This is a genomic window from Methanosarcina subterranea (genome assembly GCF_055385895.1).
In genome coordinates this window covers 3,149,405-3,172,897 of record NZ_AP042426.1, presented here as the reverse complement: position 1 = coordinate 3,172,897, position 23,493 = coordinate 3,149,405, and the positions used below count along the sequence as shown (strand labels likewise).

General features: G+C 40.3%; 18 protein-coding genes and 1 pseudogene. 8 read left to right on the top strand and 11 right to left on the bottom strand.

Going from position 1 to position 23,493, the window contains the following annotated elements:
- The first annotated feature begins 31 nt into the window (after positions 1 to 31).
- Positions 32 to 685 carry a hypothetical protein gene (locus ACZ5A8_RS13815; RefSeq protein WP_464529735.1) on the top strand — a complete coding sequence of 218 codons (654 nt, stop codon included), beginning with the start codon at positions 32 to 34 and terminating at the stop codon, positions 683 to 685.
- A 926-nt stretch (positions 686 to 1,611) separates the two neighbouring features.
- Here the strand turns inward: ACZ5A8_RS13815 and ACZ5A8_RS13810 are convergent.
- The 6 genes and pseudogenes from ACZ5A8_RS13810 to ACZ5A8_RS13785 all read right to left on the bottom strand — a co-directional run bounded on the left by ACZ5A8_RS13810 (position 1,612) and on the right by ACZ5A8_RS13785 (position 9,227).
- Positions 1,612 to 2,211: a hypothetical protein gene (locus ACZ5A8_RS13810; protein WP_464529734.1), complete on the bottom strand. Its 600-nt coding sequence runs from the start codon at positions 2,209 to 2,211 to the stop codon at positions 1,612 to 1,614.
- A gap of 407 nt (positions 2,212 to 2,618) precedes the next feature.
- The gene (locus tag ACZ5A8_RS13805) at positions 2,619 to 3,506 is read right to left on the bottom strand and encodes a hypothetical protein (protein WP_464529732.1); all 888 of its coding nucleotides are present in this window, start codon (positions 3,504 to 3,506) and stop codon (positions 2,619 to 2,621) included.
- Between the two features lie 439 nt (positions 3,507 to 3,945).
- Positions 3,946 to 4,782, bottom strand: a complete 837-nt coding sequence (locus ACZ5A8_RS13800; protein ID WP_464529731.1) for a hypothetical protein — start codon at positions 4,780 to 4,782, stop codon at positions 3,946 to 3,948.
- Positions 4,783 to 4,945: 163 nt separating this feature from the next.
- Positions 4,946 to 5,617 carry a hypothetical protein gene (locus ACZ5A8_RS13795; protein WP_464529729.1) on the bottom strand — a complete coding sequence of 224 codons (672 nt, stop codon included), beginning with the start codon at positions 5,615 to 5,617 and terminating at the stop codon, positions 4,946 to 4,948.
- 1,557 nt (positions 5,618 to 7,174) lie between these two features.
- A pseudogene (locus ACZ5A8_RS13790) lies at positions 7,175 to 8,551 on the bottom strand (monomethylamine:corrinoid methyltransferase).
- A 19-nt stretch (positions 8,552 to 8,570) separates the two neighbouring features.
- The gene (locus ACZ5A8_RS13785; protein ID WP_464534137.1) at positions 8,571 to 9,227 is read right to left on the bottom strand and encodes a methyltransferase cognate corrinoid protein; all 657 of its coding nucleotides are present in this window, start codon (positions 9,225 to 9,227) and stop codon (positions 8,571 to 8,573) included.
- Positions 9,228 to 9,525: 298 nt separating this feature from the next.
- On the opposite strand from ACZ5A8_RS13785, the gene ACZ5A8_RS13780 reads away from it, so the two are divergent.
- Positions 9,526 to 9,816 carry a hypothetical protein gene (locus ACZ5A8_RS13780; protein WP_464529728.1) on the top strand — a complete coding sequence of 97 codons (291 nt, stop codon included), beginning with the start codon at positions 9,526 to 9,528 and terminating at the stop codon, positions 9,814 to 9,816.
- Between the two features lie 187 nt (positions 9,817 to 10,003).
- On the opposite strand, the gene ACZ5A8_RS13775 is transcribed toward ACZ5A8_RS13780, so the two are convergent.
- On the bottom strand, positions 10,004 to 10,354 hold the full coding sequence (locus tag ACZ5A8_RS13775; RefSeq protein WP_464529727.1) for a Rieske (2Fe-2S) protein: 351 nt from the start codon (positions 10,352 to 10,354) through the stop codon (positions 10,004 to 10,006).
- A 325-nt stretch (positions 10,355 to 10,679) separates the two neighbouring features.
- On the bottom strand, positions 10,680 to 12,134 hold the full coding sequence (locus ACZ5A8_RS13770; RefSeq protein WP_464529725.1) for a phytoene desaturase family protein: 1,455 nt from the start codon (positions 12,132 to 12,134) through the stop codon (positions 10,680 to 10,682).
- Between the two features lie 950 nt (positions 12,135 to 13,084).
- On the opposite strand from ACZ5A8_RS13770, the gene ACZ5A8_RS13765 reads away from it, so the two are divergent.
- The 3 genes from ACZ5A8_RS13765 (at position 13,085) to ACZ5A8_RS13755 (ending at position 15,416) form a co-directional block, all read left to right on the top strand.
- A complete protein-coding gene (locus tag ACZ5A8_RS13765; protein ID WP_464529724.1) occupies positions 13,085 to 14,137 on the top strand; it encodes a tetratricopeptide repeat protein in 1,053 nt (350 codons plus the stop codon).
- Positions 14,138 to 14,482: 345 nt separating this feature from the next.
- Positions 14,483 to 14,677 carry a hypothetical protein gene (locus ACZ5A8_RS13760; RefSeq protein WP_464529722.1) on the top strand — a complete coding sequence of 65 codons (195 nt, stop codon included), beginning with the start codon at positions 14,483 to 14,485 and terminating at the stop codon, positions 14,675 to 14,677.
- Between the two features lie 97 nt (positions 14,678 to 14,774).
- Positions 14,775 to 15,416, top strand: coding sequence for an HAD family hydrolase (locus ACZ5A8_RS13755; RefSeq protein ID WP_464529720.1), 642 nt, complete (start codon positions 14,775 to 14,777; stop codon positions 15,414 to 15,416).
- A gap of 331 nt (positions 15,417 to 15,747) precedes the next feature.
- Here ACZ5A8_RS13755 and ACZ5A8_RS13750 read toward each other — a convergent pair whose 3' ends face one another.
- A complete protein-coding gene (locus tag ACZ5A8_RS13750; protein WP_464529719.1) occupies positions 15,748 to 15,969 on the bottom strand; it encodes a hypothetical protein in 222 nt (73 codons plus the stop codon).
- Positions 15,970 to 15,975: 6 nt separating this feature from the next.
- Here ACZ5A8_RS13750 and ACZ5A8_RS13745 point away from each other — a divergent pair, with 6 nt between their 5' ends.
- Positions 15,976 to 16,155 carry a hypothetical protein gene (locus ACZ5A8_RS13745; protein WP_464529717.1) on the top strand — a complete coding sequence of 60 codons (180 nt, stop codon included), beginning with the start codon at positions 15,976 to 15,978 and terminating at the stop codon, positions 16,153 to 16,155.
- Between the two features lie 429 nt (positions 16,156 to 16,584).
- On the opposite strand, the gene ACZ5A8_RS13740 is transcribed toward ACZ5A8_RS13745, so the two are convergent.
- Positions 16,585 to 17,481 (bottom strand): right-handed parallel beta-helix repeat-containing protein, encoded by an 897-nt coding sequence (locus ACZ5A8_RS13740; RefSeq protein WP_229390687.1) that lies wholly within the window; start codon positions 17,479 to 17,481, stop codon positions 16,585 to 16,587.
- A 2,941-nt stretch (positions 17,482 to 20,422) separates the two neighbouring features.
- Positions 20,423 to 20,662: a hypothetical protein gene (locus ACZ5A8_RS13735; protein ID WP_464529716.1), complete on the bottom strand. Its 240-nt coding sequence runs from the start codon at positions 20,660 to 20,662 to the stop codon at positions 20,423 to 20,425.
- Positions 20,663 to 21,168: 506 nt separating this feature from the next.
- Between ACZ5A8_RS13735 and ACZ5A8_RS13730 the strand changes: the two genes are divergently transcribed.
- Together ACZ5A8_RS13730 and ACZ5A8_RS13725 are read left to right on the top strand one after the other, a co-directional pair.
- Positions 21,169 to 21,687, top strand: a complete 519-nt coding sequence (locus ACZ5A8_RS13730; RefSeq protein ID WP_229390684.1) for a 4Fe-4S binding protein — start codon at positions 21,169 to 21,171, stop codon at positions 21,685 to 21,687.
- Positions 21,684 to 23,447 carry an aldehyde ferredoxin oxidoreductase family protein gene (locus ACZ5A8_RS13725; RefSeq protein ID WP_464529714.1) on the top strand — a complete coding sequence of 588 codons (1,764 nt, stop codon included), beginning with the start codon at positions 21,684 to 21,686 and terminating at the stop codon, positions 23,445 to 23,447. Before ACZ5A8_RS13730 ends, ACZ5A8_RS13725 begins: the two co-directional genes overlap by 4 nt.
- Positions 23,448 to 23,493 lie beyond the last annotated feature (46 nt).

Below are 23,493 nucleotides of genomic sequence, written 5' to 3'. Positions count from 1 at the left end.
ATTTACATAACCGGGCTAAAGAGGCGCTTTCATGATCAAAATCGAGTTACACGGCACATACAATATCTACTACGCAATTAAAGGCATGAGGAATCCCATGAATTCATGGCACCTTATGGACAGCAGCGAGCCTGATCAGGCAGGGAACTGCATCCTTGGAGAAAAGGACCTTAACCTGGCAAAGCGCCTGACCCTTGCAGGAAACGAGCATGGCAAGTTTCTCAGATTCATTACAGTCTGCTTTGACCTCACGGCTCCCCTATACTGGTGGAAAGAATTTGATACTTACAAATTTACGGAAAAGAATTCAACCTCAACAATGCATAAGCTGACCAGCAGGGATCTGGCTCCGCACGACTTTTCCTTTGATACTATTTCGGAATACAGGAACGCCCAGATCCGGCACCTCAACGACCTTATCAAAGCCTACAAATCCCGTGAGGGGGACAGTGAAGAGGACAATGCATACCGAAAAACAGTCTTCAGGGAACTTGTCCAGGACCTCCCAAGCGCTTACATGCAGAAAAGGACAGTCATAACGAACTACGCCGAGCTCAGAAATATTTATTTCCAGCGCCGCCACCACAAGCTCGATGAGTGGAAGGATTTTTGCACATGGATGGAAGAAAATCTACCATATGCTGAAGAGCTCATCTGCGTGGAAAAAGATGAAACTAAAAACTAAAATATAATGGTTAAGAGAAGCCATCTCGCAGGGTTTTAACCCCTGTTTCTCATATTTTTCTTTTTAAATTTTGCCTCACCCGAATTGCGCCTCGCCCGAATTGCGCCTCGCCCGAATTGCGCCTCGCCCGAATTGCGCCTCGCCCGAATTGCGCCTCGGGAGTCCGCGGTCCTTTTCGCTCAACTCCGTTTCGCTCAAGAGGACTAATTTATGGGTTATGGTAGTAAACTTTATTCAGGAGGACTAAATTACAATATAATTTATCAGTATTCCTTATTCGCTCTTCATAACTGTTTTTTCACGTTCGACTAGGAAGAGCAGCTTTAAAGATAGAAAAGAAAAACAAAGGTGACAAAAGATAAAAGTCAGTAAGTAAAAGTGATATAAAAATCTGTGGAGATGCTATAAAAACAGAACCAGATGTTAACTTAAAAATACTCTTTTTCGCGTTTTGTCTTTAAATATCTGGATCAATATTCACCGGTTAATAACAGATTATCAATTAATTTAAAAGTGAGAGAATTGCTTAATGTTTTATATTAATGATTTTATGTGGTCACGGATTTGTTATGTACATTATATGCTCGTTTGGCTGAGAAGGTACTGGAATAATTATAAAAAGCCTAAAATTAGCATTAAAGGAAAAGAGTTAATATATTTCCTTTATAATATATATTATATGAACATAAATTCATGCGGATTTCTGGCATGTTTACCCGTGTGAATACCAACAACACAACCTTCATGGCAGGCGAAAGGGTTCAACTCCTTACCTTTCGCCTGCCAGAATAAACTATTTTTAATACCGGAATATAAAGAAGAATGAATTGTGCACGAATTAAAAAATGAGAATTCTCCGGGTTTAGTTGTAATCCAAAAATAGATAAAGGGCTGCTTTACAGTGTTTGGCAGTATCTTTTTAGTAATTAAAAATCTTCCATAAGGGCTGCTGCGTTTATTGCGGCTTTCTTAAGGCCCGCATCTGCAGCGCACCTTCCGATATCCCTGATTAAAGAAAAGAAGTCTTCATTGAAGGCTTCAAATTCATCTTCCGAGCCCCTGCAAAAGATATGGAGTTCCTTTAAGCATAATTGGCTTATAATAGCTTCTTTTTCCATTCCCTGTCTTATAGCCTCTTTCCCGACTTCTTTCAGGGAGACAGCTATCAGCCTGAGAGAAAAAAGAGTTTCCATATCAGCTGTTTTTTCCCCCAGAGCCTTAAGAGCAAGAGCGGTCTCTATTACCGCTTCGGTAGCTCCATTTCTTGCCGCTTCTTGCCCGACCAACCCGAGGGAAGCTGCCGCGTTAAGGACACCGGATTTCATGCATTCGTCAGCTGCAGCCAGCCCCAGGGATTTTATACACTCAATTGCCCCGCCTGTTACATCCCGCGGGAGCTGACCGGAAAAAAACTTTATTCCAAGCTCACCCAGTTCATCTATTATCCTGAGAAGCCGAGCCTCTTCTCGAGCCTTAATTGCCTTAAGCCCGGGCTCAAGCAGAAGGATTTCTTCTTTTAAAAGCAAATTTAGCCTCCAGTTTCACAGCCGTTATTGCAATTTATGAATCCTCAGGTTATCACTTTTTCGTATTTTACTGATATCTCTTTATTAATCTCAAAAGCCGGACTGGAAAAGTTGGAATTGGAAGAATATTCGTTAAAATAAAAAAGAATCTATTTAATCTGCTTAAAAGATAATGATCTATTTATAATAAATAAGATCCAGGGAAGATTTGATTTTTAATATATACCATAAAGAGATAAAATAGATCAAAAATAAAATAGAATAAAACAGAATAAAACAGAATAAAACAGAATAAAACAGAATAAATCTAGTAAAATCTAATAAATTAAAAGAAATTAAAAGAAATTAAAAGAAATTAAAAGAAATTAAAAGAAATTAGAAAGTGACATTTAAGGGGCTCTTGCTGATCACAGGCTTGAATAAACCTTTTTCTGCAGCTCCTTTATCTCCTGAAGTTTCTCGGTTTTTTCACCGATTTCCGTGACTCCCGGGAATTTAAAGCTGTCAAGAGCCATTTCCGTAACAATAGGAGAATTGGTCAGGGCTTTTTCTTCAGCCTGTATTTTTAGAGTCTCAAGCGCCCACTGGCTCTGGAGTACAGCTTCACGAAGTTTGTTCTTCAAAGAAAGCTTTCCTGCATCTTCAATAGAAAGGGCTACTGAACTCAACGCCTCGTCGAAGTATTTTTCTGCAGCAAGCTTGCCTATTTCTTCAAGCAGCAGAAGAGTGCTGATAGTTTCAGCCTCAAGGCTTTCTGAGGCTACCTTTTTTCCGACCTCTCCAAGGCAGGTTATTGCGTTAAGCAAAGCTTCTTCCATACCCTGCATCGCGGCAGCAGACCCGATATCTCTTAAGAGCAGGGAAAAGGCAACAATTTCTTCCTGATCTTTTTTCTCAGGATAGGGAAGGTTCCAGATTTCCATCATGGTAGTAGCAGCTACTTTTGAGCCTGCTTCAAGCGAACTGGAAGCTGCTGTTCTTCCGAGCTTCCCAATTGCTATCATTGTCCTGTTCAGAACGGATCCGTACCCTTTTTTTGCTGCTAATTTTGCCAGTTTCCCGAAGGCAAGAGCTGAGTTGATCGTAACAAGTTCCATTCCTTCCTGCGCAGCTGCCTGTGCAATATCCGAAATAGAAAGGACAACTCTTGCTGCATCTGCCTCTTCATTTTCAGAGAGGAAACCTTCTGCGATCCCTGTAAGGGAATCCAGCGCCTGGAAAACTTTGCTCTCATTTCTTTCCTCAACTGAGGACAAACCTATGTCGACTGCCTCTGCCTCATTTAATGTGATCATTCTTTTTGCCCCTTTACCAGTATATAATAATTCAAGTTTCAAGCCTGTTTTCCTGCATATTTGCACAATAATTGCGCGTAATTTTTATGCGATTATGTCAGTTTAAAACTGTTTCACAGCATAAAACTACTGAACGGGATATAACTATTATACAGAGTAATACTGCTTGGCTTACTCTATGAAATTAAGGGATATTAGTGTTGCTATTTTGTAATAGAGGTACTCCATTATGAAACTTCTTAGGTTTGAGGCTGTCGGTAAACCTGAAAAGCAACCTTCATAGAGAATAAAAACTTCTTTCAAAGTTCCAGGAAAAAAGGCTTATGGCTAAAAGAGTGGGTAAATTGAAATTAAGGGTTGGAAACTTGCCTTTTAAGTAAGACCCATTCAAGTAAATTTACTTATTTAAGTCAGATTTACTTACTCAACTCAGGTTTACTCATTCAAAAGATTCGGCTTCATGAATGTACTCGGAACTACTAAATGTTTCAAGAGAAAGTTTTGTCAGAAGCATATAACTTACCAGAAATTTTTCTTTAGGTTCAAGCATTATTGTTCCAAGCGCATCAGCAGCCTTTATAATGATATTTTCAAAGTTTCTGAAGTCAGTTTCTTGAAACGGATGTTCTGAAGAAACAGGCACTTGCTGGTGAGAATGGATCTCTCCCCTGTGTTCCATAAGGTGGGTCAACGTACTCTGGAACTCTTCAGAAAAGAGTGGCTCGTCCATGTCCTGAGAGACAGATAGAAGAATGCTTGATCCGGGAGAAAAAAGTCCTCCGTTCTCCGGGACCCTGACGATCTGCTGCCTGGATGTTTCTTTTCCTATAGCTCCTATCGCAAGAGAAGATACGAGAGATTCTCTTTTCATGTTATGAAGGGATGCAGAGTTTGCGATCTCCCCGAGGTATGCAACTGCGATCCTCACCGCTGCCTCCATTTCCTGTCCAACTGCAGACTTTCCAACTGCGCAGAGAGAGTAAATAATACTTAAACCGGTGTTAGACATTTTCTGTTCTCTGGCAGCCTCGGCCATCCTTCCCAGAGAGATCAGGGAAATTAAAACTCCGAGTTCCATTTTTTGAAGGGCAGCGGCATTTCCAATGTCTCTTATGCTGGTTATAGCCCTTTTTGCGTCGGGCTCAAGCCCTTGATTTATATATTTCGTTCCCTGCTCTGTTAAAAAATCTATGGACCTCAATACACCCAGTTCATCATTATCCTTGACAGAGCTTAAGCCAAGGTCTGTTGCCCTGGCTTCATTTAAAATAGACATTCGAAACACCCCAGTAAAATTTCTTAGATCCGGGAAGGGAATCTCGATATGAAATAACCTTGCCGGTATTCAGACCTCTTCTTTTATAGAAGCGGTGCTGTGCAGTTCAGACACTCACATGAATTCTTGCCCGGACTGTTCTTCTCCAGGACTCGAAAACCCCTCAATCAATATCAGGAAACTTTCTCTTTCCTCTAAAATTTTTGTTTAGTTTTGATTCCAGATTCTCGATATCCAGGCTCTCAAAACGCATGAGAGCCACTTCGGCTATAATGGATGCACTCACGAGATAGCGATCCTCTGCATCAAACTTAATGGTTTCAAGGGAATAAACTGCCTGAAGTAGCGCCCTTTCAAGTCCCTGCCTGTCGGCGGCTTTCCCTATATCCCCGAGTAAACGGACACTGGTATCAGCAGTTTCTTTCAGGTTCTTCTCAATTGCCCCGGAACCTATTTCCTGTAATAGAAGTTCGGCATTTAATGCCGCATCTTCAAAGTTCTGGCCTGCTGCAACTTTTCCTGTTTCCCCGAGTAAAGCTGCCGTACTATTTGCGGCATCCCCCAGACTTTGTTTTGTTACGCTTTTTCCAATCTCCCCAAGAGCGTAAATGACTGTTATTATCTCTTTTCGGGTTCTCGTAAAGGCTGCAGTATTTCCCATCTCTCCCAGACAGGATGCCGCAATCTTTGCTGGAACCTCCATTTTCTGCCCTGCTGCCGCCTTTCCAATTTCGCCAAGAACAAGCGCTATATTTACAACAATGCTTTCCATACCACGCCTGCAAGCCTCTTTTGCAATAGGGGCAAAAAGAAGAATGGTATTTGTAACAACCATTTCGCATCCAGCAAGAGCTGACGCTATTCCTACCTCTTTTATATATTCAATTAATCTTTTAGTATCACTTTCCAGCCCTTCCCTTGCATATTTTACTGCAAGTTCTGATAGATAGTTAAGGATCTCAATTATACCGGCTTCATCCTTTTCATCTACCAGAGATAACCCTATCTCTAACGCCTCATTTTCATCAAGCGGTAGAATCCTTCATGCCCCCAGATTGTCTCTTAAGTAAGTATGGATATGTGAGGATATTAGCTTTGTTATGAAAACGATAGGAAAAGTAATCTGAAGAATTCTCTCACTTATTCTATTAACTCATTTATCCTATTGAAGGAAAAAAATGTTTGACCTTCTTATATATCATAAGGTATATCAAAAATGGACAAATAAGTCACTACCGAAATTTATAAATAGAATAATACGGTAGTAAGATACCGGTTGCTTACGAGTGAATCAAAGCCTCATTTCACACACACACGAGAATCGAAACGATTACTCTAGAAGGATAGGTTTCATCCCTTCTTCCTGTCCGTTCCTAACGTTGGCTCGTGAGCAACTATCCCTTTCATACTTGTCTTTCAATATGAAGTTTCAACTGCGCTAATTTTCGATTCTGCCTTCTCTTTACAAATCTTCCATTACTGCAGACAGGATCAAATGGTTACATTAATGTATATTTGCTCTAACCGCCCTGGATGAATTGAATGTGACAGGAACCTGAAAACAGCTTTCCAACGCGAATTCTATGAACCCTCCAACCCGTCTGACAACTCTCTTAGAAAAACAAATTTGTGCTGGCGCACCCCGTTAAAAGCAACGGAGTATGTTCGCGCCCCCCTCCAAATTCCGTTAAAGGGAACAATAGCCTTAAACATTTAGTCTGAGCAGAAGTTAACACCAAGAAATGGAATTGATGAATCATATTATTACTAACGGTTACCTGGGAAGTTTTTCATCCCCGCAGCAAGCGCGGGGTATTTGACTGAAATAAAAAGAGCGTGAAAGGAAATATTTTTCAGGTTTTTGTAATTTTTGTCTACTTGAGCGAAATTCACTACTATAACTTATAAATTGACCTTTTTGAACATAATTAGAGAACAGTGTCCATAATTAGTTTCCTAAGTGAATCTCACTGCTCTAACCCGTAAATTAGTCCTCTTGAACGAAACGAATTGGAGCGAAAAGGATCGCGTACTGTTGCGATTACATTGCAACTCCCAGGGAATCTCTGATTTCCTGTGATTCCGAATCGCAATTCGGGCAGCGAAGAAAAGAGATGTATATGCCCGGCTGTCCTGTAGCAAACATGAGGGAGATTAGAACATATGTACTACTGTACCAGAGGTTCTGAAAAAGACATACTAAGAACTGCCGCTCCGGAACTAGATATAGCCAGTCCGCAAAAGAAACAGTACATTTGTTTGAAACGGTTGACTCTATATAAATGACTGGTTCGGTAAATAACTGGTTCAGTAAATAACTGGTCAGTAAAAACTAATCCGGGAATGGAATTCCCGGACTTAATTGACTCAACACCAAATCTAAACTTTCGGCTTAGAATACAAGTCCCAGGTCTTCGAGCTTCTTTCTTGCTCCGTCATATACCTGCATGTATTCGTCAGTTGGGGTTATTGTCTTTACATCGTAGCATTCCTGGAAAGTCTTTCCAGCTGGTGCGCTTGCATAGTTCTTCTCATAAAGTGGCACAAGAGCGCCGAGTATCCTGTTGACCTCTGAGATTTCCATACCTGCAGTTGCCCTTGCTACTTCTCCCATCATTCTGGCTTCCATACCTGTTGTCTTGTCTGTTACAACACCCTTTGCTGCTGCAACACCTGAGAGAATTTCTCTTCCTGATGCCGTGTCAGTAATAGACTGGGCTGAAGCTTCGAGGAGGCACATCTCAGTACATGGTCCTGCACATGGGTAGTACTGGTTTCCTGAGAGCATGTCTGTAAACTCGGAAATGGTTGCACATGCCCAGCCTGCGATAGTAAGGGTTTCCCTTGTGTTGGTTGAGCCCCAGCGGATGTGGACAGGACCGTCCAGGTGCCAGCTTGCGCTGCTCATGATAAAGGCGTTGATGTGGGTTGCAATGTCAACAATTGTGGTTTCCTCAATGCCGCCTGCGTATCCTCCGAAGATGGGCATCTGCTCATCCATGATGATATTGCTGTTTCCTTTGTAGTGGGCAATCACTGCAATTGCATCGAGGTCGATTTTGAGTTCGTTTAGTTGAGAGACTTCGTGGCTGTCCGAGCTTATCTGGCCGCCAACGCAGTCAGATGCTATATTTCCCTGAGCGGACAGGGAAGTCTCCGGGCCCTATATGCCCATTCCAGGGCGACCTGCCATTGCGCATGCCTGCTTTATAAGGCGGGTTTCTGTCTTTGCTGCAAGGACTTCGTAAGGGCTTTTTGGAATTGGTGGTTTGCCTCGGACTGAAGTCATCACACCGTCTACAATTGTGTCTACTTCCCTTTCAAGGGCATAGCTCATATGGACAGGCATGAATACTTCTTCTGAAATAGGAGAACCAGTAGGACCTCCCTGGATAATGGGTTTTTTCTTGTCGCCGACACTTCTCTTCTTTACATTTACTGCATCCCTGCCGGTACCGAGGGTAAACTCTTTCTGGACATTGTTAATTGCGTCCCAGATCTCGTCTTCGGTATACTTTACGACCCTGTGGGTGTCAGTACAGTAGATACCGGACTCAAGCAGCATCTCAAATCCTGCCTGGAAGAGCTTTTCCATCATATCTTTGTCTGTAGGGACAAACTCTCCTTTGAAGTCAAGCCCGTACTTCTGCTTGAGCTCCATTGCCTTCATTGGGATCCTCATAAGGTCCCAGTCATCCTGGGTGCACTTTTCTCCTACTTTTGCCCTGTCGTAGAAGTCGTAGCAGTCAAATGATTTTCTAAATGTCATGTCCTTTTGCCTCCCAGGATTATTTCATTACATTAAGTGCAACTTTTGCAGCTTCTGCAGCGTTTTCTGCGGTTGCATCCGCACCGATCTCATCGATCCACTTTTTGGATACCGGGGCTCCTCCGAACATGCACTTTACGCTGTCTCTGAGGTTTTCTTCCCTGAGCCTGTCCATGAGGTCTTTCTGGCCGAGCATGGAGGTTGTCATAAGGGCTGAGCCAACAAGGATGATCTTTTGCCCTTTGCGTTTTGCAGCTTCATCTACAACGGTCTCGTTGAGGACATCAGTTCCGAGATCAAGGATCTCAAATCCGTTTGCCCCGAGCATGGTTGAGACAAGACGGTGTCCGATGTCGTGAATATCCCCTTCTGCAACAAAAGTGATTGCAAGCCCGGTTCCTTCATCTCCTGCTACTTTGGTTTTCTCAAGTTCGGGAGTCAGGATTTCCATTGCACTACTCATGGCTTTTCCGGACATCATAATCTGGGGCAGAAAAACCTCGGCAGCTTCGAACTTGTCACCGATAATCTTCATTCCTGGAGAAAGACCCTTTGTGATAATGTCAATAGGCGTAATTCCTGCATCAAGAGCTTCCTGGGTTAATTGTGCACAGCCTACGATGTTTTGTGTTACGATCGCGTTCGTTAGCTTGTCAAAAATCTCGGTATTTGTCATCCCATCATCACTTCTTTCTGTTTTATGATTTTCGTCCGGTACAGGAAAACTGCCCTGTTTACCGGGCAACGGAATCTCTTTACCTATTAAACATATATATAACTTTCTTCTAGATTTGATCCATATATATAATTTTCCCTTAAAAAAGCAAGACTATGGATTCAATTATAAATAATGTTTGGCTAAAGCATAGTCGGAGATTTATAACTCCTATAAAAATAATAATTAATAAAAACTAAAAGGATTTCAGTAGAAAGTGCAAAATGCTGGAACAGAGCTCTGTAAGAACAGGGCTCATTTGAAAAAGACAAGAAACATAACGAACGACATAATGTTTAGCAGAAAGCCAAATACACTTGCTGTAAGCCCTGCTTTTGCAGTTGCGTCCTTGCTCTTTTTGAGGCGGGACCTGGCAAGGGTAATATCTGCAAGGGAGAAGGGTATTGCAAAGGATGTAAAGAACAGGCTACCTATTCCGAACCAGAATGAAAGAGAAAAAAGGACACTTATCAGTCCGAAAAAAAGGCTTAATATTCCTTTGATGTCAGAATTCCCGTTAATTTTTTGTCTCCTCCTGATAACAACATAGACTCAAATAAATAAATAAATAAATAAATAAATAAATGAACCCTCAATTCAAATTTTAGAGGCAGAGATTTCTGCTGAGAATAGATTCGATTTTCACTTTTACTGTCTTTTACTAACCTGTATTAACCTCAATAACTTTTACTAACTACTTTTACTAACTTTTAATAACTGTTGCTCGTTTTCTGCCTTTATTCGAGCTTCACTCTAATTCGGCCGCCCTCAGATTTTGATTCATACCGCCTCAGTTTCAGGGAGTCATTAAGGCACTCTTCTGTCCTGACGTCGAATCTCCTGCCGTGACAAGGACATGTTAGTATAAAGTCTTCAAGCCTGCCTTTATCCATAGGACACCTTGCGTGAGGACAAAGATTTGAAAAAGCATGGACCTGACCTTCCGCTTTAAGTAAGAGCACATTTCTTCCCAAAGGTTCGACGTGCAGAAGCTTTCCTTCTTCCAGACTGCTTTCCTCAGCCACATAATACCAGGGAGGCTCAAACCCGGAACTCGGTCCTGTTTCAGGCATATTTTCATCTGGCATGTTATCAGCCCCAAAATCGGAATCTATCGATCTGCTGTACTTTTGATCCTGACGTTTACTTAATTCGAAAATTCTTTTTAATTTTTATTTGTACAATACGCTTGATGCCTGTATAAGTTTTGCTGAAAAGGAAAAAGGCGGACAAAAAAGTAGGAAAAGAAAATAGAGGGAGAAAATCACGGGAAAAGAGAATAGAAAAAATACAGAGAAAAGGAAAATAAAAAATAAAAAAAGAGAAAGAGGGAAACAAAAAATTGAAAAGAGAAAGGGAAATAAGAAGTAAAAAAGAGAAAAATGAAGTTCAGTTCTTAATCAGGATTTCAATTTAATGTAGATTCCCATCTTCATTCAGGATTTTTAAAAGCTCGATTATCGAGTACGACGCCCTGGTAATTCCCATGCTGCGTTTGTCAGTATCAGTGCCTGCAATATAGAGGTTTTTGACCGGAGTCCTGATATCCGCAAATTTTCCGTCAATTGTGACTGCAGCTTTTTCGGGAACCATAATCTGTTCATGCTGCATATCGATGTATTTTTCGATATTCGGAAGGGCACGGAAAATTGTGTCATAGGCTTTTTTGAGCTCATGCCCTTCGGTCTGATCCTTGTCTATTACGAAGGAAAAGCCTACAAGCTGCCTGTCCTTTGGGGCAAGGGAGGGGTCATAGTTGCTGATGGGCATTGCCCAGTAGGCAAAGTCTTTGAACCAGATCTCAGAGCCTGTATAGTTGAACTCAGGAAGCTCCTCCTTCAAACCAAGCCATATAGTCAGGCTTTTGCTATGGACGATTCCTTTAAGTTCTTCTTTATAAGCCGGTGGTAGGTCCTTAATAAGCCTCGGGAGCTCGGTTGCAAAACCTGTATAGATCACGAGATCAGCTGAATATATTTCATCAGCCTCCACACCGGAAACTTTTTCACCCTGCACCAGGATGCTTTTTACCTCGCACTCTTTTTTTATTTCCACAGTTTCAGGGAGGGAATAAAGGATGGCATTCAGAAGGGCTTTTAACCCTTTTCTCGGGTATCCCTGGGAATAATTGACCTTGTTTGTAGCAAGCCTTTCAAGGGATGTGAAAGGCTGGGCTACTTTGTCCACACGGGCCTGCAAAGAAGCATGAAGATGGTATGGAAGTATTGAAGAAAGGATGGACTCAGCAGACTGACGCTTTTTCGGCTCGAGCTTTCCGATCATGGCGTCAAATTGTTCCTGTGTAATGCTGTCCCTGACAAAACTGCTGCCAGAGAGGATACGCTGGGCAGAGGTTTCTCTCATTGACTTTCCCGAAAGAAAACCCGAGATCGTGTCCACAAAGTCATAGGTATCTTTGCAAAGATTTTTAGGTAAAAAGTCATAAACCGACTGGTCCGAGAGGTCTATTCCGAAAGATGAGAGTGTAAGAGCTTTCGTAAGAGCCTGTGAGAGAATAAGCCTATCCTTTCTCGGAAGCACATCAAAAGTCACGAAATCTTTCAGGTTTGAAGGAATTTTGGTAAAAGCACTTTCAGTTCTGACATAGTAGTGCCCGTATTCCTCAAATACAGGCAGAAAATCAAAGTAATTATCTATCAACCTCGGGAGAGGGCCTTCGATCAGATGGGTTATTGCATGTGCTCCTGTATCCACCTGATACCCGTCTACCATATAGCTGTTGCAGTTTCCCCCGAGATACCGTCCTTTCTCAAGAATAAGGACATTCTTTCCATGCTTGGAAAGTGTCAGCGCAGCCAGAAGCCCGCTTACGCCGGCCCCAACAACAATTACATCATATTTTTTCATTCCTTAAACTACCTCTATTTATTCCAGCAAATCAAATTTTCAGTTGATGCAGTTCATACACCGTATAATCTGAATTCATAAAAGGATTCCATATATATTGAACATACTTTAACAAAAGTTATGTTCTAAAACTTAACGGAGTACTTTAAACATGGAGTATGTGTGGAATTATTTTATATGTAATTTGTGATCTTGCAAAGTTATCTTAAAACTTTCCTTCTTTTTGTAGAGTAATATAGAGAAAAAAATAGTATTTATAATTAATAGTCCTCGTGCCAGAGATTATCAAAATCCGGCTTAGTTATTTACTGCTAATTTTTTTATTGCTTATTTTTTTACAGATACTATTTTGTATTTAAGTAAACCTTTAATCCGGCATGTATTTTCATACTCATGTCTGGATGCAGGTATCAGAAGCAGTATATAATTTTAACCGAAAGTTACGGTAGCTTGAGAGAAGAGCTCAGCGGATTCGAATCTCGGCTTTGTACGAAATCATCGGGAACGCGTAACGCAAAAGAATGCAACGCTATTGTAAGACTGCCCACAACCGTTTCATTTTAAAATTGTCCTGACAAAAGATAGCATTCTCTTTTACAATCTTTTATTAAAAAGTGTTAATCAAATTCTGGCGTTTTAAGAATACGCACTTCCTTCAAGATCTGTTTTTAAAAGTATGTTTTAGTATTTTGTTGTAAATATATTATATAGGGACAATTGGTGATTGGAAGAGAACCATTGAGTTTAAAGTCAATGATCTCAGAGTTCTGTATAAATTCTCTGAAATAACAAATCTTTGTTAATTTGAGCCGAATGACCTTGATATATTTGTTCATCTACTTTCAGCTTCTTGAAGTAATTAATATAGGTTTTTACAAAGCCGAATTAATTCAATTAAAATAATTAAGTTAAATAATTTCTGATTGCGGTCTTAGTGGGGTTCTGGCGTTATGACTGAGAAAGATGAAAAGTATGAACTTGAACAATTAAAGAGAAGCTCATTAGATAAAGAGGAACTTACAGGTTCAGGAATAGATAAAGAAAAGAAAGATTACCTGGACATAATTAACATTATCGAGACTTTAATGCAAGATAAAAGTTTTCCATTGAAAAATGAGAGTGTTCTAACCATTAATAAAATACTCTCCTTCCTTAATAAAGAAATATATACGGATCAAAATTTCACTGAAGCCTGGCTGATCAAAGGCACAGTTCTTTATAAAACAGGAAAGTATAATAGTGCAATAGATGCCTTTGATAGCGCTCTGGAAACTATGCCAAAAGAGATTTCTAAAGAAAATATTGATATATGGAAAAAAAGTAACAGCGTAAACTATAGATATGCATTGAAATTTAAGGCTTTTTCCTTATGCAAGCTTGGAAGATATAAAGAGGCACTGGATGCACTTGATGAAATCTCAGCCATCTATCCCGCAGATTCTGAAATACAAAAACATAAAACTATGATTCATGCCCTTAAAAAAGAGAAACTGATTAGAGGAACAAGTGATATTCTAGAGAGCTACCCAAAAAATTCTAACACCTGGGAGCGTAGGGGTAGAGATTCTTATGAGCTGGGTAAATACGAAGAAGCATTAAAAGAATTTGATAAGGGTCTTGAGAGTAATCCTAAAGACGCAGATATTTGGGGAAACAAAGGTTCCGCTTTTTACATGCTTGGCAGGTACGAGGAAGCTCTGGAGGCATTTAATAAGTCCCTGGAAATTAATCCTAAGAACGCAAATGCCTGGAGCTTTAAAGGTTCTACTCTTTATAAGCTTAACAGACCTGAAGAAGCCCTGAAAGTATTTGACAAAGCACTACAAAAGAATCCGAATATACTTGAAGCCTGGTTAAATAAAGGGGCTATTCTCTTTGAACTTGGAAGATATAATCAATCATTATCTGCAATGGAGAATGTCTTAAGAATTAATCCTAAAGACGTAGATGCTTTAAATTTAAAAAACTCTATCATTCATATACTGGAACTAAACGGAGAATAACCAAATTTATCGAATACAATTAAGAAACAGTTCTAAAGATAACTATGCTTTAAGTCTTACGGGGCCTATCCTCTTAAAGCAGAATCAAAAAACAGGATCAGTAGAATAGATTATTAAAGACATTTGATGAAGTGGCAAAACAAAACTCAGACTCAGTTAAAGCACAGATTAATGAAGGGTCTGCTTTTTATAAGCTTAATCGTACAAAAGGACACCGAGCTTCTTCAATAATGAATTAAAAATTGATTCTCAAAATTTGTATAGTCTGGTCTTTTTATAGTCGGTCTTTTTTAGTTAAGTCGGTAAATTTTTGCGCTTTTTAAACCTGGGCAAATGAGGAGTTCTATGCTTTTCTACAAAATATCAGGAGAAAGGCAGGGCCTCAGATACCCTAATTATCCCCCCAGATACCATGTTTATCTCCCCATAGCCCACTCTATTATCAGCACAGCAGTATCCCGGAAGCCAGCAGTACAAAATGTATCAGGAGACAGAGGTCAGGGGAAACAGGGTATCAGGAAACAGGAAGTGGGAGCTTAGTCTGATAAAAAAATATAAAATAATACGAAGAACCTTTAAGAGCCGCTGAAGTAATAGAGGTAGAAAAAGAAGTAGAGGTGGTAAAAGAGGTGGAAAGTTGAAATATAGTACCATTATTTTTGATTTTGACTACACACTGGCAGATGCAACAGATGGTATTGTATCAAGTTTTAACCACGCTTTCAGCGGGCTGGAAATTCCCGGATACGATAGTGAAAGCATAAAAAGAACTGTCGGGTTATCGCTGGACGAAGCGTTCATACAACTGACTGGCTATAAAGATGAAATCCTGATAAATCGCTTTAAGAATTTATTCAGAGAAAAGGCTGATGAGGTCATGTCAAAAAACACCGTACTTTTTGACGATACGGTAAACACATTGCGACGGTTAAAGCAAGATGGCTTTAATACGGGAATTGTAACTACAAAATATCATTACAGAATAATCGAAACATTAGATTTGCACAGCGTTCTGGATTTAATAGATATTATTGTTGGGAGAGAAGATGTTAAAGTACCAAAACCGTCTCCTGAAGGGTTATTACTTGCAATTGACAGCCTTAACGCACAGTTAAATGATGTGCTGTATATTGGAGATAGTCTGGTAGACGCTAAAACGGCTTTAGCAGCACATGTGGACTTTGCGGCAGTAACCACAGGAACAACAAACGAAAAAGAGTTTTCACAATATCCGTGCATAAGGATTTTAAAGAATTTATCGGAACTTTTTAATCAATGAGACTATCCCAAAACTCGATTACTTTTCTGAATAATGAATCTTGAATAATCAGCCGGATTAGGGTCATAGAAAATACTTATCCGATAGAAGGAGTAAATCATTTCCTGTCAGTCACCGTTTATACGAAAATGAAAACCTTCCGGAAACCGAGTCATTTGATCTCCTGATAGTTATGGGTGGGCCCATGAATATTTATGAGTATGAAAAACTCCTGGTTGAGGGAAGAAAAAGGTTTTCTCGAAAAAGCCATTGCACAGGGGAGCAGTGATTTGGATCTGCCTTAGAGCTCAGCTTCTTACTGACGTCCTAAGGCTGAGATATTTAAAAACAATTATAGGGAGATAGGGTGGTTTCCAGTATCTGCGGGAAAAGAAGAGATATTCTCGAGCTCCCTGATTCCTCTGCTCAAAGGTACCCTGAAGAATTCGCTGCGCTTCATTGACATGGAGACACCTTCAGCCTGCCGGAAGGAGCAAAAAGGCTCTTTGAAAGCGAAGCCTGCAAAAACCAGGGGTTCATTTATGAAAAAAAGGTAATCGGGCTTCAATTTCATCTGGAAATGAACAACCAGACAATCAGAAATATAATTAAAAACTGCAGTGATGAACTCGTTGAGGGAAAATACATTCAGAAAGAAGATAAAATGCTGGATAAAGATGATCTCCTTAAAGAATCCAGAGAATTAATGTTCAGGTTGCTGGACAACCTTGAAAAACAATTGTCTTCCGGCCTATCCTGAAAATCTTATGTTTTAATTATGGATTTATAATAATGGAATTCCTGAATTCAATCAAATTCTATGAAGGTCCATAGAATATAAGCTCCCTCCACAGTAATATGTGCAAGAAGGTGTAGAATACGAAAAATAAGAACAAATACAGAGAATAAGAACAAATACAAAGAATAAGAACAAATACAAGGAATAAGAACAGATATTACATTTCTAAACGAAATGAAGCATTACAGGAAAAGCTGTGAATTAATCCTCGAAAAACCAGATTAAAACCAGATTAAAACCAGATTAAAACCAGATTAATCTAACGTGGAAATCGTAGAAACTTGAAAGTTGACTTCAAGAGTCAACTTTTAAGTTCTAATTTTAGTATATTCAGTAAATTGAGCTGGCTCTCAGTTCATCACCTGAGAGTTTCCCAATTAATAAAGTTCTTTATCCACAATTTTCAATTCTGTTATCGTGGATGTTTACATTGGTTTCTTTTGTGTTTAAATGTACTACTGCAGGTGCATCCAGGTCATGGAAATAGTTTCCAGAGGCTTCTATGTTTTTAAGAGTTCCCTGTAATTCTAAACCTGCGTATCCACCGCCGGATGTGGTACATTCATTGTTTATCATGGTTCCATCAGTAACGGAATCGAATCTAACGGACGAATTGGTCCTGTTAATAAAGTTAGAGTTCTTAACTGTAATACCGTTTACATGATAGGCATATACGCCGTCATGTCCACATTTGTTTACAGTTATCGTATCTATCATTATATTGCTGGAGTTTGAAATAAGCAGGGCATCATTACATCCGTTCTGGAATGTAACATTCTGAACTGTTAATCCATTACAGTTTATTATAGTTGCCATGTTATAGATTGAAGTTCCGAGCTTGACGCCAGGATAATAGTCACTCTGACTACCATCAACAGTTAAATTTTCTATTACAACATTGCTTGCAGAACCGCCTCTGATCATAAGCATAGCTTTCTTTTCTGCAATGCTGCTCTCACGCCCGCCCCAGACTGGTAGTCCTTTGGCAAGCTTAATTGTTACACCGGAATCTCCGGAAAGGGTTGTGTCGCTGCCGATCAGAAGAGAATCGCCGATGTCATATGTGAATGGGCCTTTAAGCTGGACAGTTGTGCCCGGATTTCCTGCTGCATATTCAAGTGCCTGGTTAATCTGAATGTGATCGTCTATTCCATCACAATTGTAGTCTCCACTTCCATCTCCGGCAACTGTTATTATCTGTGTGTTCTCTCCGCCTAATACTGTAGGTACGGTTGTTAAAGTAAGGCATATTGCAAGGAATAGGGTTCCTAGCTGTCTATTTAGCATCGTATCACCTTTGGGTTGGATTTTAGAATTTGAGTAAACTCAAAAACTTAGGGTAGTTTTATATTTTTTCCCAAAGCCGGTACGGTTGTTAAAATAAGGCATGCTGCTAGGAATAGGGTTCCTATCTGTCTTTTTAGCATCGTATCACCTTTGGGTTGGATCTGTAGGGACTAAGTAAACTCAAAATTTCATAGGTAAACTATACTTGTCCCAAATATCTCTCAAAATTCCATATTACGTACTCGTAATAGTTTTTCCGAACTGTTTGATCAGATTGATTCTGTACCGGGATCAATCAGGTACCGAATTCTCTAATCATGTCGGGTCTATGCTGTTATTCAAAATCTGTATTACGTCTGCGTAATATTTTGAACCTATCCAATTAGGTTCTCTGCGATTTTTGTGGGGCGAACACTTTGCACACAGAGTCTCCATTATCCAATCACATATAGGGATTAGTCATTGGAAATGGCCGGATATTAGAAGTTTCGACTTCTACCGATCAAAATTTGCTACTGACCACGGGATATTACTTCTCTGGCCAATATCTCCTGTTTTAATTATCACGGCATTTAGTCAGTTCAACTCTTCTTTTGAAAATGTTTCCATTCACATGTTATTGAATTACTGAGCTGACAATCAAACCCTATGCGGTCCTATTATAAAGTATTTTTGGTATTTTATTAAAATAATATATACAGTTTCCCGTCATTTCAGGGAATTGCAAGTTTTCAAGTAGATGAAAAAGTAGAATTTTGGAGGAATTATTGCATTAATTAAAACCTAAAAACACATTTTGTAGACGTGACGCTCAAAAAGGCAAAAGGCCCGGATATCAGACTGGTACTTTTATCGATCCATTCTTCTGGCTTAAATAAATTAAATATTTTTTAGGTGTATGGAGAAAAACTTTTCAAAAGAATTCCTTTGATCAGTTCCATGATTAAGAGATAAGTTATAATTAAATACGTAAAGTTAGTCGAATCAAGATAATTCGTTGAAACCCGAATGAAATCAATCCAGGAACAGAATAAAAGGGCAATTAATTGTTGAGACAATTCGGCCTCCAGGATAGACTATTTAAGGAAATATTATTATAAGTTAATTTCTGAGAGAGCCTATTAAGGTTCAGAAAGATATCATTAAATCAGAAGGATATTTATCAGTATGTACGGAGAAATTGAAATTGGACAACAAATTTCCTTTTTGTTAATCATTTCCTTTTTTAGCCTTTAACTCTCTGTTTGATATTGATTTTTCATTTAGGTTAGTTTTATTTCTTATTTTTTCCCCCAGCTATCCATAAACAACAGAACTTTGAATTACTCCCTGCAGGATGCTGCGCAAGAACCGGGACATGGGCATCCCTATTTCTTTTCAACATCATTCCAGAAAACAAAATGCCCTCGTTGACGGCATGAAAAATTGAAGTACAGGATATTTCCTGCTGGGACCCGATTATATCCCTGCACGGAACCTTCACATTACATTGAAAGTTACATTGACAGTTACATTGACAGGGATTGAAACTGTAAGGAAATATCCCGTCTGGCCCCCTGTGAAATTCCGTGCTCGAAAGTTTCTTGACTAATATTTCCAGACATATGGATTTAGACCTGAGTCTTATTTTTACCCGGCAGGTAGTTTTAACCACTTTTCACTCAGGTAAACACAACCGGTGACGATATAACTGGTACGATACTGGCGGTTCAACTGACATAAATGATAACAAAATTGTGTATTTGAAACGCACTGACCTTGCGAATATGGATTCAGGTGATGTATATGTATATAATATCGATACCGGACAAAGCACTCAATTGACTTCCGGTAACACTGCACAAACATCTGTTTTATCCGGTAATGTCATTGTATGGTCAGATTCCGGCAGCATTTATGTGTCACATTACTGACAGGGATACAGGCATAAAGCCGGTTAATGTATGTTAACTTCGGCGACTCGTCGGTATTACTTGAGTAACGCAGATAATTATTAGCACCTTAGAATCTAGATCCAGGGTATGATATTTTACCCTGAAAACCTTTTTTTGCTAATTATCAAGCTAGAGAGCTTTTCCGATTTTATACTCCAATCTAAATTTTCCATAAGCTACGCTTCTTGGCATATTCAATTGATAAAAGAAGCCGATCCGAGTCTAAAAGCTCCTTCTTTTCAACCACTTCTTCAGTAGAATCTTTTTAAGAACTCGATCGCAGGAAAATTAATACGTATTTTTAGAATTAGGCCCCAAAAAATATCAGGCCAGCTAGTATCTCTTTGTCGATTTCAGGGCAGACCGGAAATCGTTGCGAAAACACCATGAGGAGTATTAGTTTTATAACAACAAAAGGGCGATAATCAAAACTAAAGTAAATAATAAACCGTATGTACCAATTATCACATTGTTCTGCTGCATGGGGAACCTTCCGTAAAGGTGTGTAAAATATCTCCGATAGTTGATTTGTAATTATAAAAAAACCGAAATCTACAGTATTATTTATGTAGAATAAGGATAAAAAGCTTTCTATTTACGCTCAGGGAGAAACTTTTTTACACAGCCTACTTACTTACTTACTTACTTACTTACTTACTTACTTACTTACAGGATTAAAAGAGCGATTTTTTCAGATTTGAGAGCCTGAACTATCTTTGCCTCGAAATATTATGTCCAAAAAACTGACCCTGAAATACGCCATTTGAAAAGAGTAACTCTGAAAAATTCTATCCTAAAAAAGTAACCCTGAAATCGAGGAAAACTGAAACTTCCTTCCACCTTCCTTTTTTTTTCAGGGCCTCTACACGATTACTCTTTTGCAGGTTTACACTCCCTGCTTTACTTCCTGTCTTTGCACCTTTTCCAGGTCTTTCAAAGTCCCTCTTACAACAACATCTTCTTCTCGAGGCTTCTTTTTCTGGACCTGGTATAAAGTGTGTGATGAGTCATGTTCCGCTGTTTTGAGCCATGGCCATTTTTTCTACAACGTCCTCTGCCGGGCCGGCCAATAAACTGGAACTATTGTCAACCTGTACAACCTGCTTGGAAAAGCTAGGGGAGCCCTGGATTTCCTGAGGTCCAGGGTGAACTTCAGGTAATTGATTGGAACCACAAAGAAAATGCTCGGTTCCATATCTAAAATGATTTTTTTGCATCTGAGCTTCATGGGAAACAGTATCAAGCATGCCCGGAAGACAGCTTTTATCCTTCTGAAAGTCGAATTAACGCTTCCTCCTGATACCATCCCTTACCCCACTGGGGCTTGAGGTCAGATCCAGTACAAACTGATTAGCGCTAACAAAATAAACACTAAACTAAAGGTACCAATTATCACTTTATTTTGCTGCATCATTTTGTTTTGCTGTATCATTTCATCCTGTTGCATACGAATCTTCCAGACCAAATATCTCCGATAACTATTTTTTGGTGATTCAACGAACCGGAATCCGCTATCCTAGTTATGTGATCCGATGATAAAGACCTTTCTATTTACATTCAAGGAAGGATTTCTTTCAATGCAATCTTAATATATTACACAGGAAATTTATACAGGAAATATTATACAGGAAGCCTTTTCCATTTTTCAAATTATCTATAAATCCGGGGCTCGATTGATGCTGCATTTCAATACTACATTATATAAACTGAGGGAACCTATTTTTTGTAAAAGGGAATCCAGAGTGGGAACGCAATGGCAAAAAGGTTAAAAGTTGCAAACCCGGCCCGTTGTATAGGCTGCTATTCTTGCATGATGGCCTGTGCCAGGACCTGGTACGATACCATATCTCTGAAAAACAGCAGGATTGACATCCAGACAAAAGGCGGAATCGAAACTCCTTACGCTCAAATTGTCTGCCATGCCTGCATCGACCCTCCATGTATGAGAGCGTGCCCTCTTGGCGCGCTGACCAAACGGAAAGGGGGAGGGGTTAACCTCAATGAAGAGATCTGCGATGGTTGCGGAAACTGTATAGAAGCCTGCATAATGGGGGCCATCCATCTGGACGCGGAAAAAAAAGCGGTTATTTGCAAGCACTGCGGGGTCTGCCCGAAATTTTGCCCTCATGATGTTCTGGAAATGATTGAAGTAGAAGATAGCGGAGAAATAAAGGTTACTGACACAGGCCCGGTTGAGGATACAAACCCGGTTAGCCCTACTGCATCCCATAAAGAACTTTACGGGGAAAAGGAATCCGGGGAGGAAAAATGACAACAGAGCAATATGCTATTCCAGGTCTTACAAATGTACTTTATATTGACCTGACCAGCCAGAGTTATCATATTGAGGAAAGGCCGGATCTTTATGAAAAGTATCTTGGAGGCATAGGAATTGCCACAAACCTCATGCTTGAAGAGTATAAAGAGGGGACAGGCCCTCTAGATCCTGAAATGCCACTAATCTTAAGCACAGGACCTCTCTCAGGTGTATATCCAACCTGCACCAAAACCGTTGCATTATTCCGTTCTCCTCTTAACGGAGAGCTCGGAGAATCCTATGCAGGTGGCCACCTTGCTATGTCCATGCGTTATTCAGGATACGAAACAATTGTTATAAAAGGGGCTTCCCAATACCCTGTTTATGTGGCAGTTCACGATGATAAGGTTACTTTCAGGGACGCGTCTTCCATATGGCATTTATCTTCAGCAATTGACGTGGGGAAAATCCTCCGCGAAGTAGAGCCCGGAGCAGGCAGGCGCAGTATTATCCGGATAGGACCTGCAGGAGAAAAAGGAATCACATATGCAAGTGTTAATGTTGACACCTATCGCCATTTCGGGCGCCTCGGGTTAGGAACCGTTTTCGGGGCAAAAAAACTTAAAGCCCTTCTGATTTCCGGAAACAGGGAGCTAAAAAGCCCTGAGCACAAGGCCTACAGAAAAACTGTCAGCATGCTTTACGATACAATTGTGAAAACAGGACTCACCGAGAAGTATCACAACCTGGGCACGAGCGAAAATATCCTGGTCTTAAATGAACTCAAAGGCCTTCCTACCCGAAACCTGCAGGAAGCTTCTTTCGAAGGAGCCGAAACGATATCAGGAGAGGTCTTTGCGGATAAATACCTTATCCGGCGGGTTTCCTGTGCAGGCTGCCCCATAGGCTGCGTCCATATAGCTATGCTAAAACGTCAATTCTCAAAAGCTCATGAGTACGAGACCCTGAATATTTCCTATGATTTTGAACTGATTTATGCTCTTGGTTCAAATCTTGGAGTGGCGGACCCTGAAGCCGTGCTCGAACTTATTGATGCCTGCGAAAAAGCCGGGGTCGATATAATAAGTATGGGAGTGGTGCTTGCCTGGGCTACGGAGATGCAGCAGCGAGGAAAAATCTCCACTCGAGAGACCATTGGGCTCAAACTGTCCTGGGGAGATAAAGCCGCTTACCTCCGGGCAATAGAGCTTGTAGTCCAGGCTCCTAACGAATTCTATACAGCCCTTGGAAAAGGTGTGGATTATGCCTCAAAAAAGTACGGGGGAGAAGAATTTGCAGTCCAGCTGGGAGGGCTGGAAATTCCAGGCTACCATACCGGACTTGGAAATACACTCGGGCTCAGTGTAGGCTCCCGGCACTCCCATCTTGACAACGCAGGCTATGCAGCAGACCAGGCTGCGTTTAACCGCCCGATTCCGGACGAGAAAATTGTTGAATACATAATAGAAGAAGAAGACCGCCGCAGTGTTCTGAATTGCATGGTTGCCTGTCTCTTTGCCAGAAATGTCTACACATACGAAAATATAATCCTGGCCCTTAAGTCTATAGGGATAGAAAGAACCGAAGAAGAATTGAAAGAGCTGAGCAAGGATATTTTCAGGAAAAAACACGAACTAAAAAAGAAATTCGGTTTCAGGTTCGAAAATCTCACTCTCCCAAAAAGATTTTTTGAAACTGCCTCGACTACCGGGATGCTCGAAGAAGAAAGGGTAAGGAAAGCAATTGAAATGTATAGAGAAAAAAGGGGAGTTTAAGGCATCTCAAATCTGCTGAGCCTGAGAGGTCTCAAAGACAGATCAA

Bases quoted from the DNA above. Each gene is read 5' to 3' on its own strand.
- ACZ5A8_RS13740 (WP_229390687.1), bottom strand. From the start codon at position 17,481: ATGCTAAATAGACAGCTAGGAACCCTATTCCTTGCAATATGCCTTACT.
- ACZ5A8_RS13760 (WP_464529722.1), top strand. From the start codon at position 14,483: ATGCTTTTCTACAAAATATCAGGAGAAAGGCAGGGCCTCAGATACCCT.
- ACZ5A8_RS13795 (WP_464529729.1), bottom strand. From the start codon at position 5,617: ATGGTTGTTACAAATACCATTCTTCTTTTTGCCCCTATTGCAAAAGAG.
- ACZ5A8_RS13815 (WP_464529735.1), top strand. From the start codon at position 32: ATGATCAAAATCGAGTTACACGGCACATACAATATCTACTACGCAATT.
- ACZ5A8_RS13765 (WP_464529724.1), top strand. From the start codon at position 13,085: ATGACTGAGAAAGATGAAAAGTATGAACTTGAACAATTAAAGAGAAGC.
- ACZ5A8_RS13745 (WP_464529717.1), top strand. From the start codon at position 15,976: ATGAACAACCAGACAATCAGAAATATAATTAAAAACTGCAGTGATGAA.
- ACZ5A8_RS13725 (WP_464529714.1), top strand. From the start codon at position 21,684: ATGACAACAGAGCAATATGCTATTCCAGGTCTTACAAATGTACTTTAT.
- ACZ5A8_RS13770 (WP_464529725.1), bottom strand. From the start codon at position 12,134: ATGAAAAAATATGATGTAATTGTTGTTGGGGCCGGCGTAAGCGGGCTT.
- ACZ5A8_RS13785 (WP_464534137.1), bottom strand. From the start codon at position 9,227: ATGACAAATACCGAGATTTTTGACAAGCTAACGAACGCGATCGTAACA.
- ACZ5A8_RS13750 (WP_464529719.1), bottom strand. From the start codon at position 15,969: ATGAAATTGAAGCCCGATTACCTTTTTTTCATAAATGAACCCCTGGTT.
- ACZ5A8_RS13800 (WP_464529731.1), bottom strand. From the start codon at position 4,782: ATGTCTATTTTAAATGAAGCCAGGGCAACAGACCTTGGCTTAAGCTCT.
- ACZ5A8_RS13730 (WP_229390684.1), top strand. From the start codon at position 21,169: ATGGCAAAAAGGTTAAAAGTTGCAAACCCGGCCCGTTGTATAGGCTGC.
- ACZ5A8_RS13805 (WP_464529732.1), bottom strand. From the start codon at position 3,506: ATGATCACATTAAATGAGGCAGAGGCAGTCGACATAGGTTTGTCCTCA.
- ACZ5A8_RS13735 (WP_464529716.1), bottom strand. From the start codon at position 20,662: ATGCTTGATACTGTTTCCCATGAAGCTCAGATGCAAAAAAATCATTTT.
- ACZ5A8_RS13775 (WP_464529727.1), bottom strand. From the start codon at position 10,354: ATGCCAGATGAAAATATGCCTGAAACAGGACCGAGTTCCGGGTTTGAG.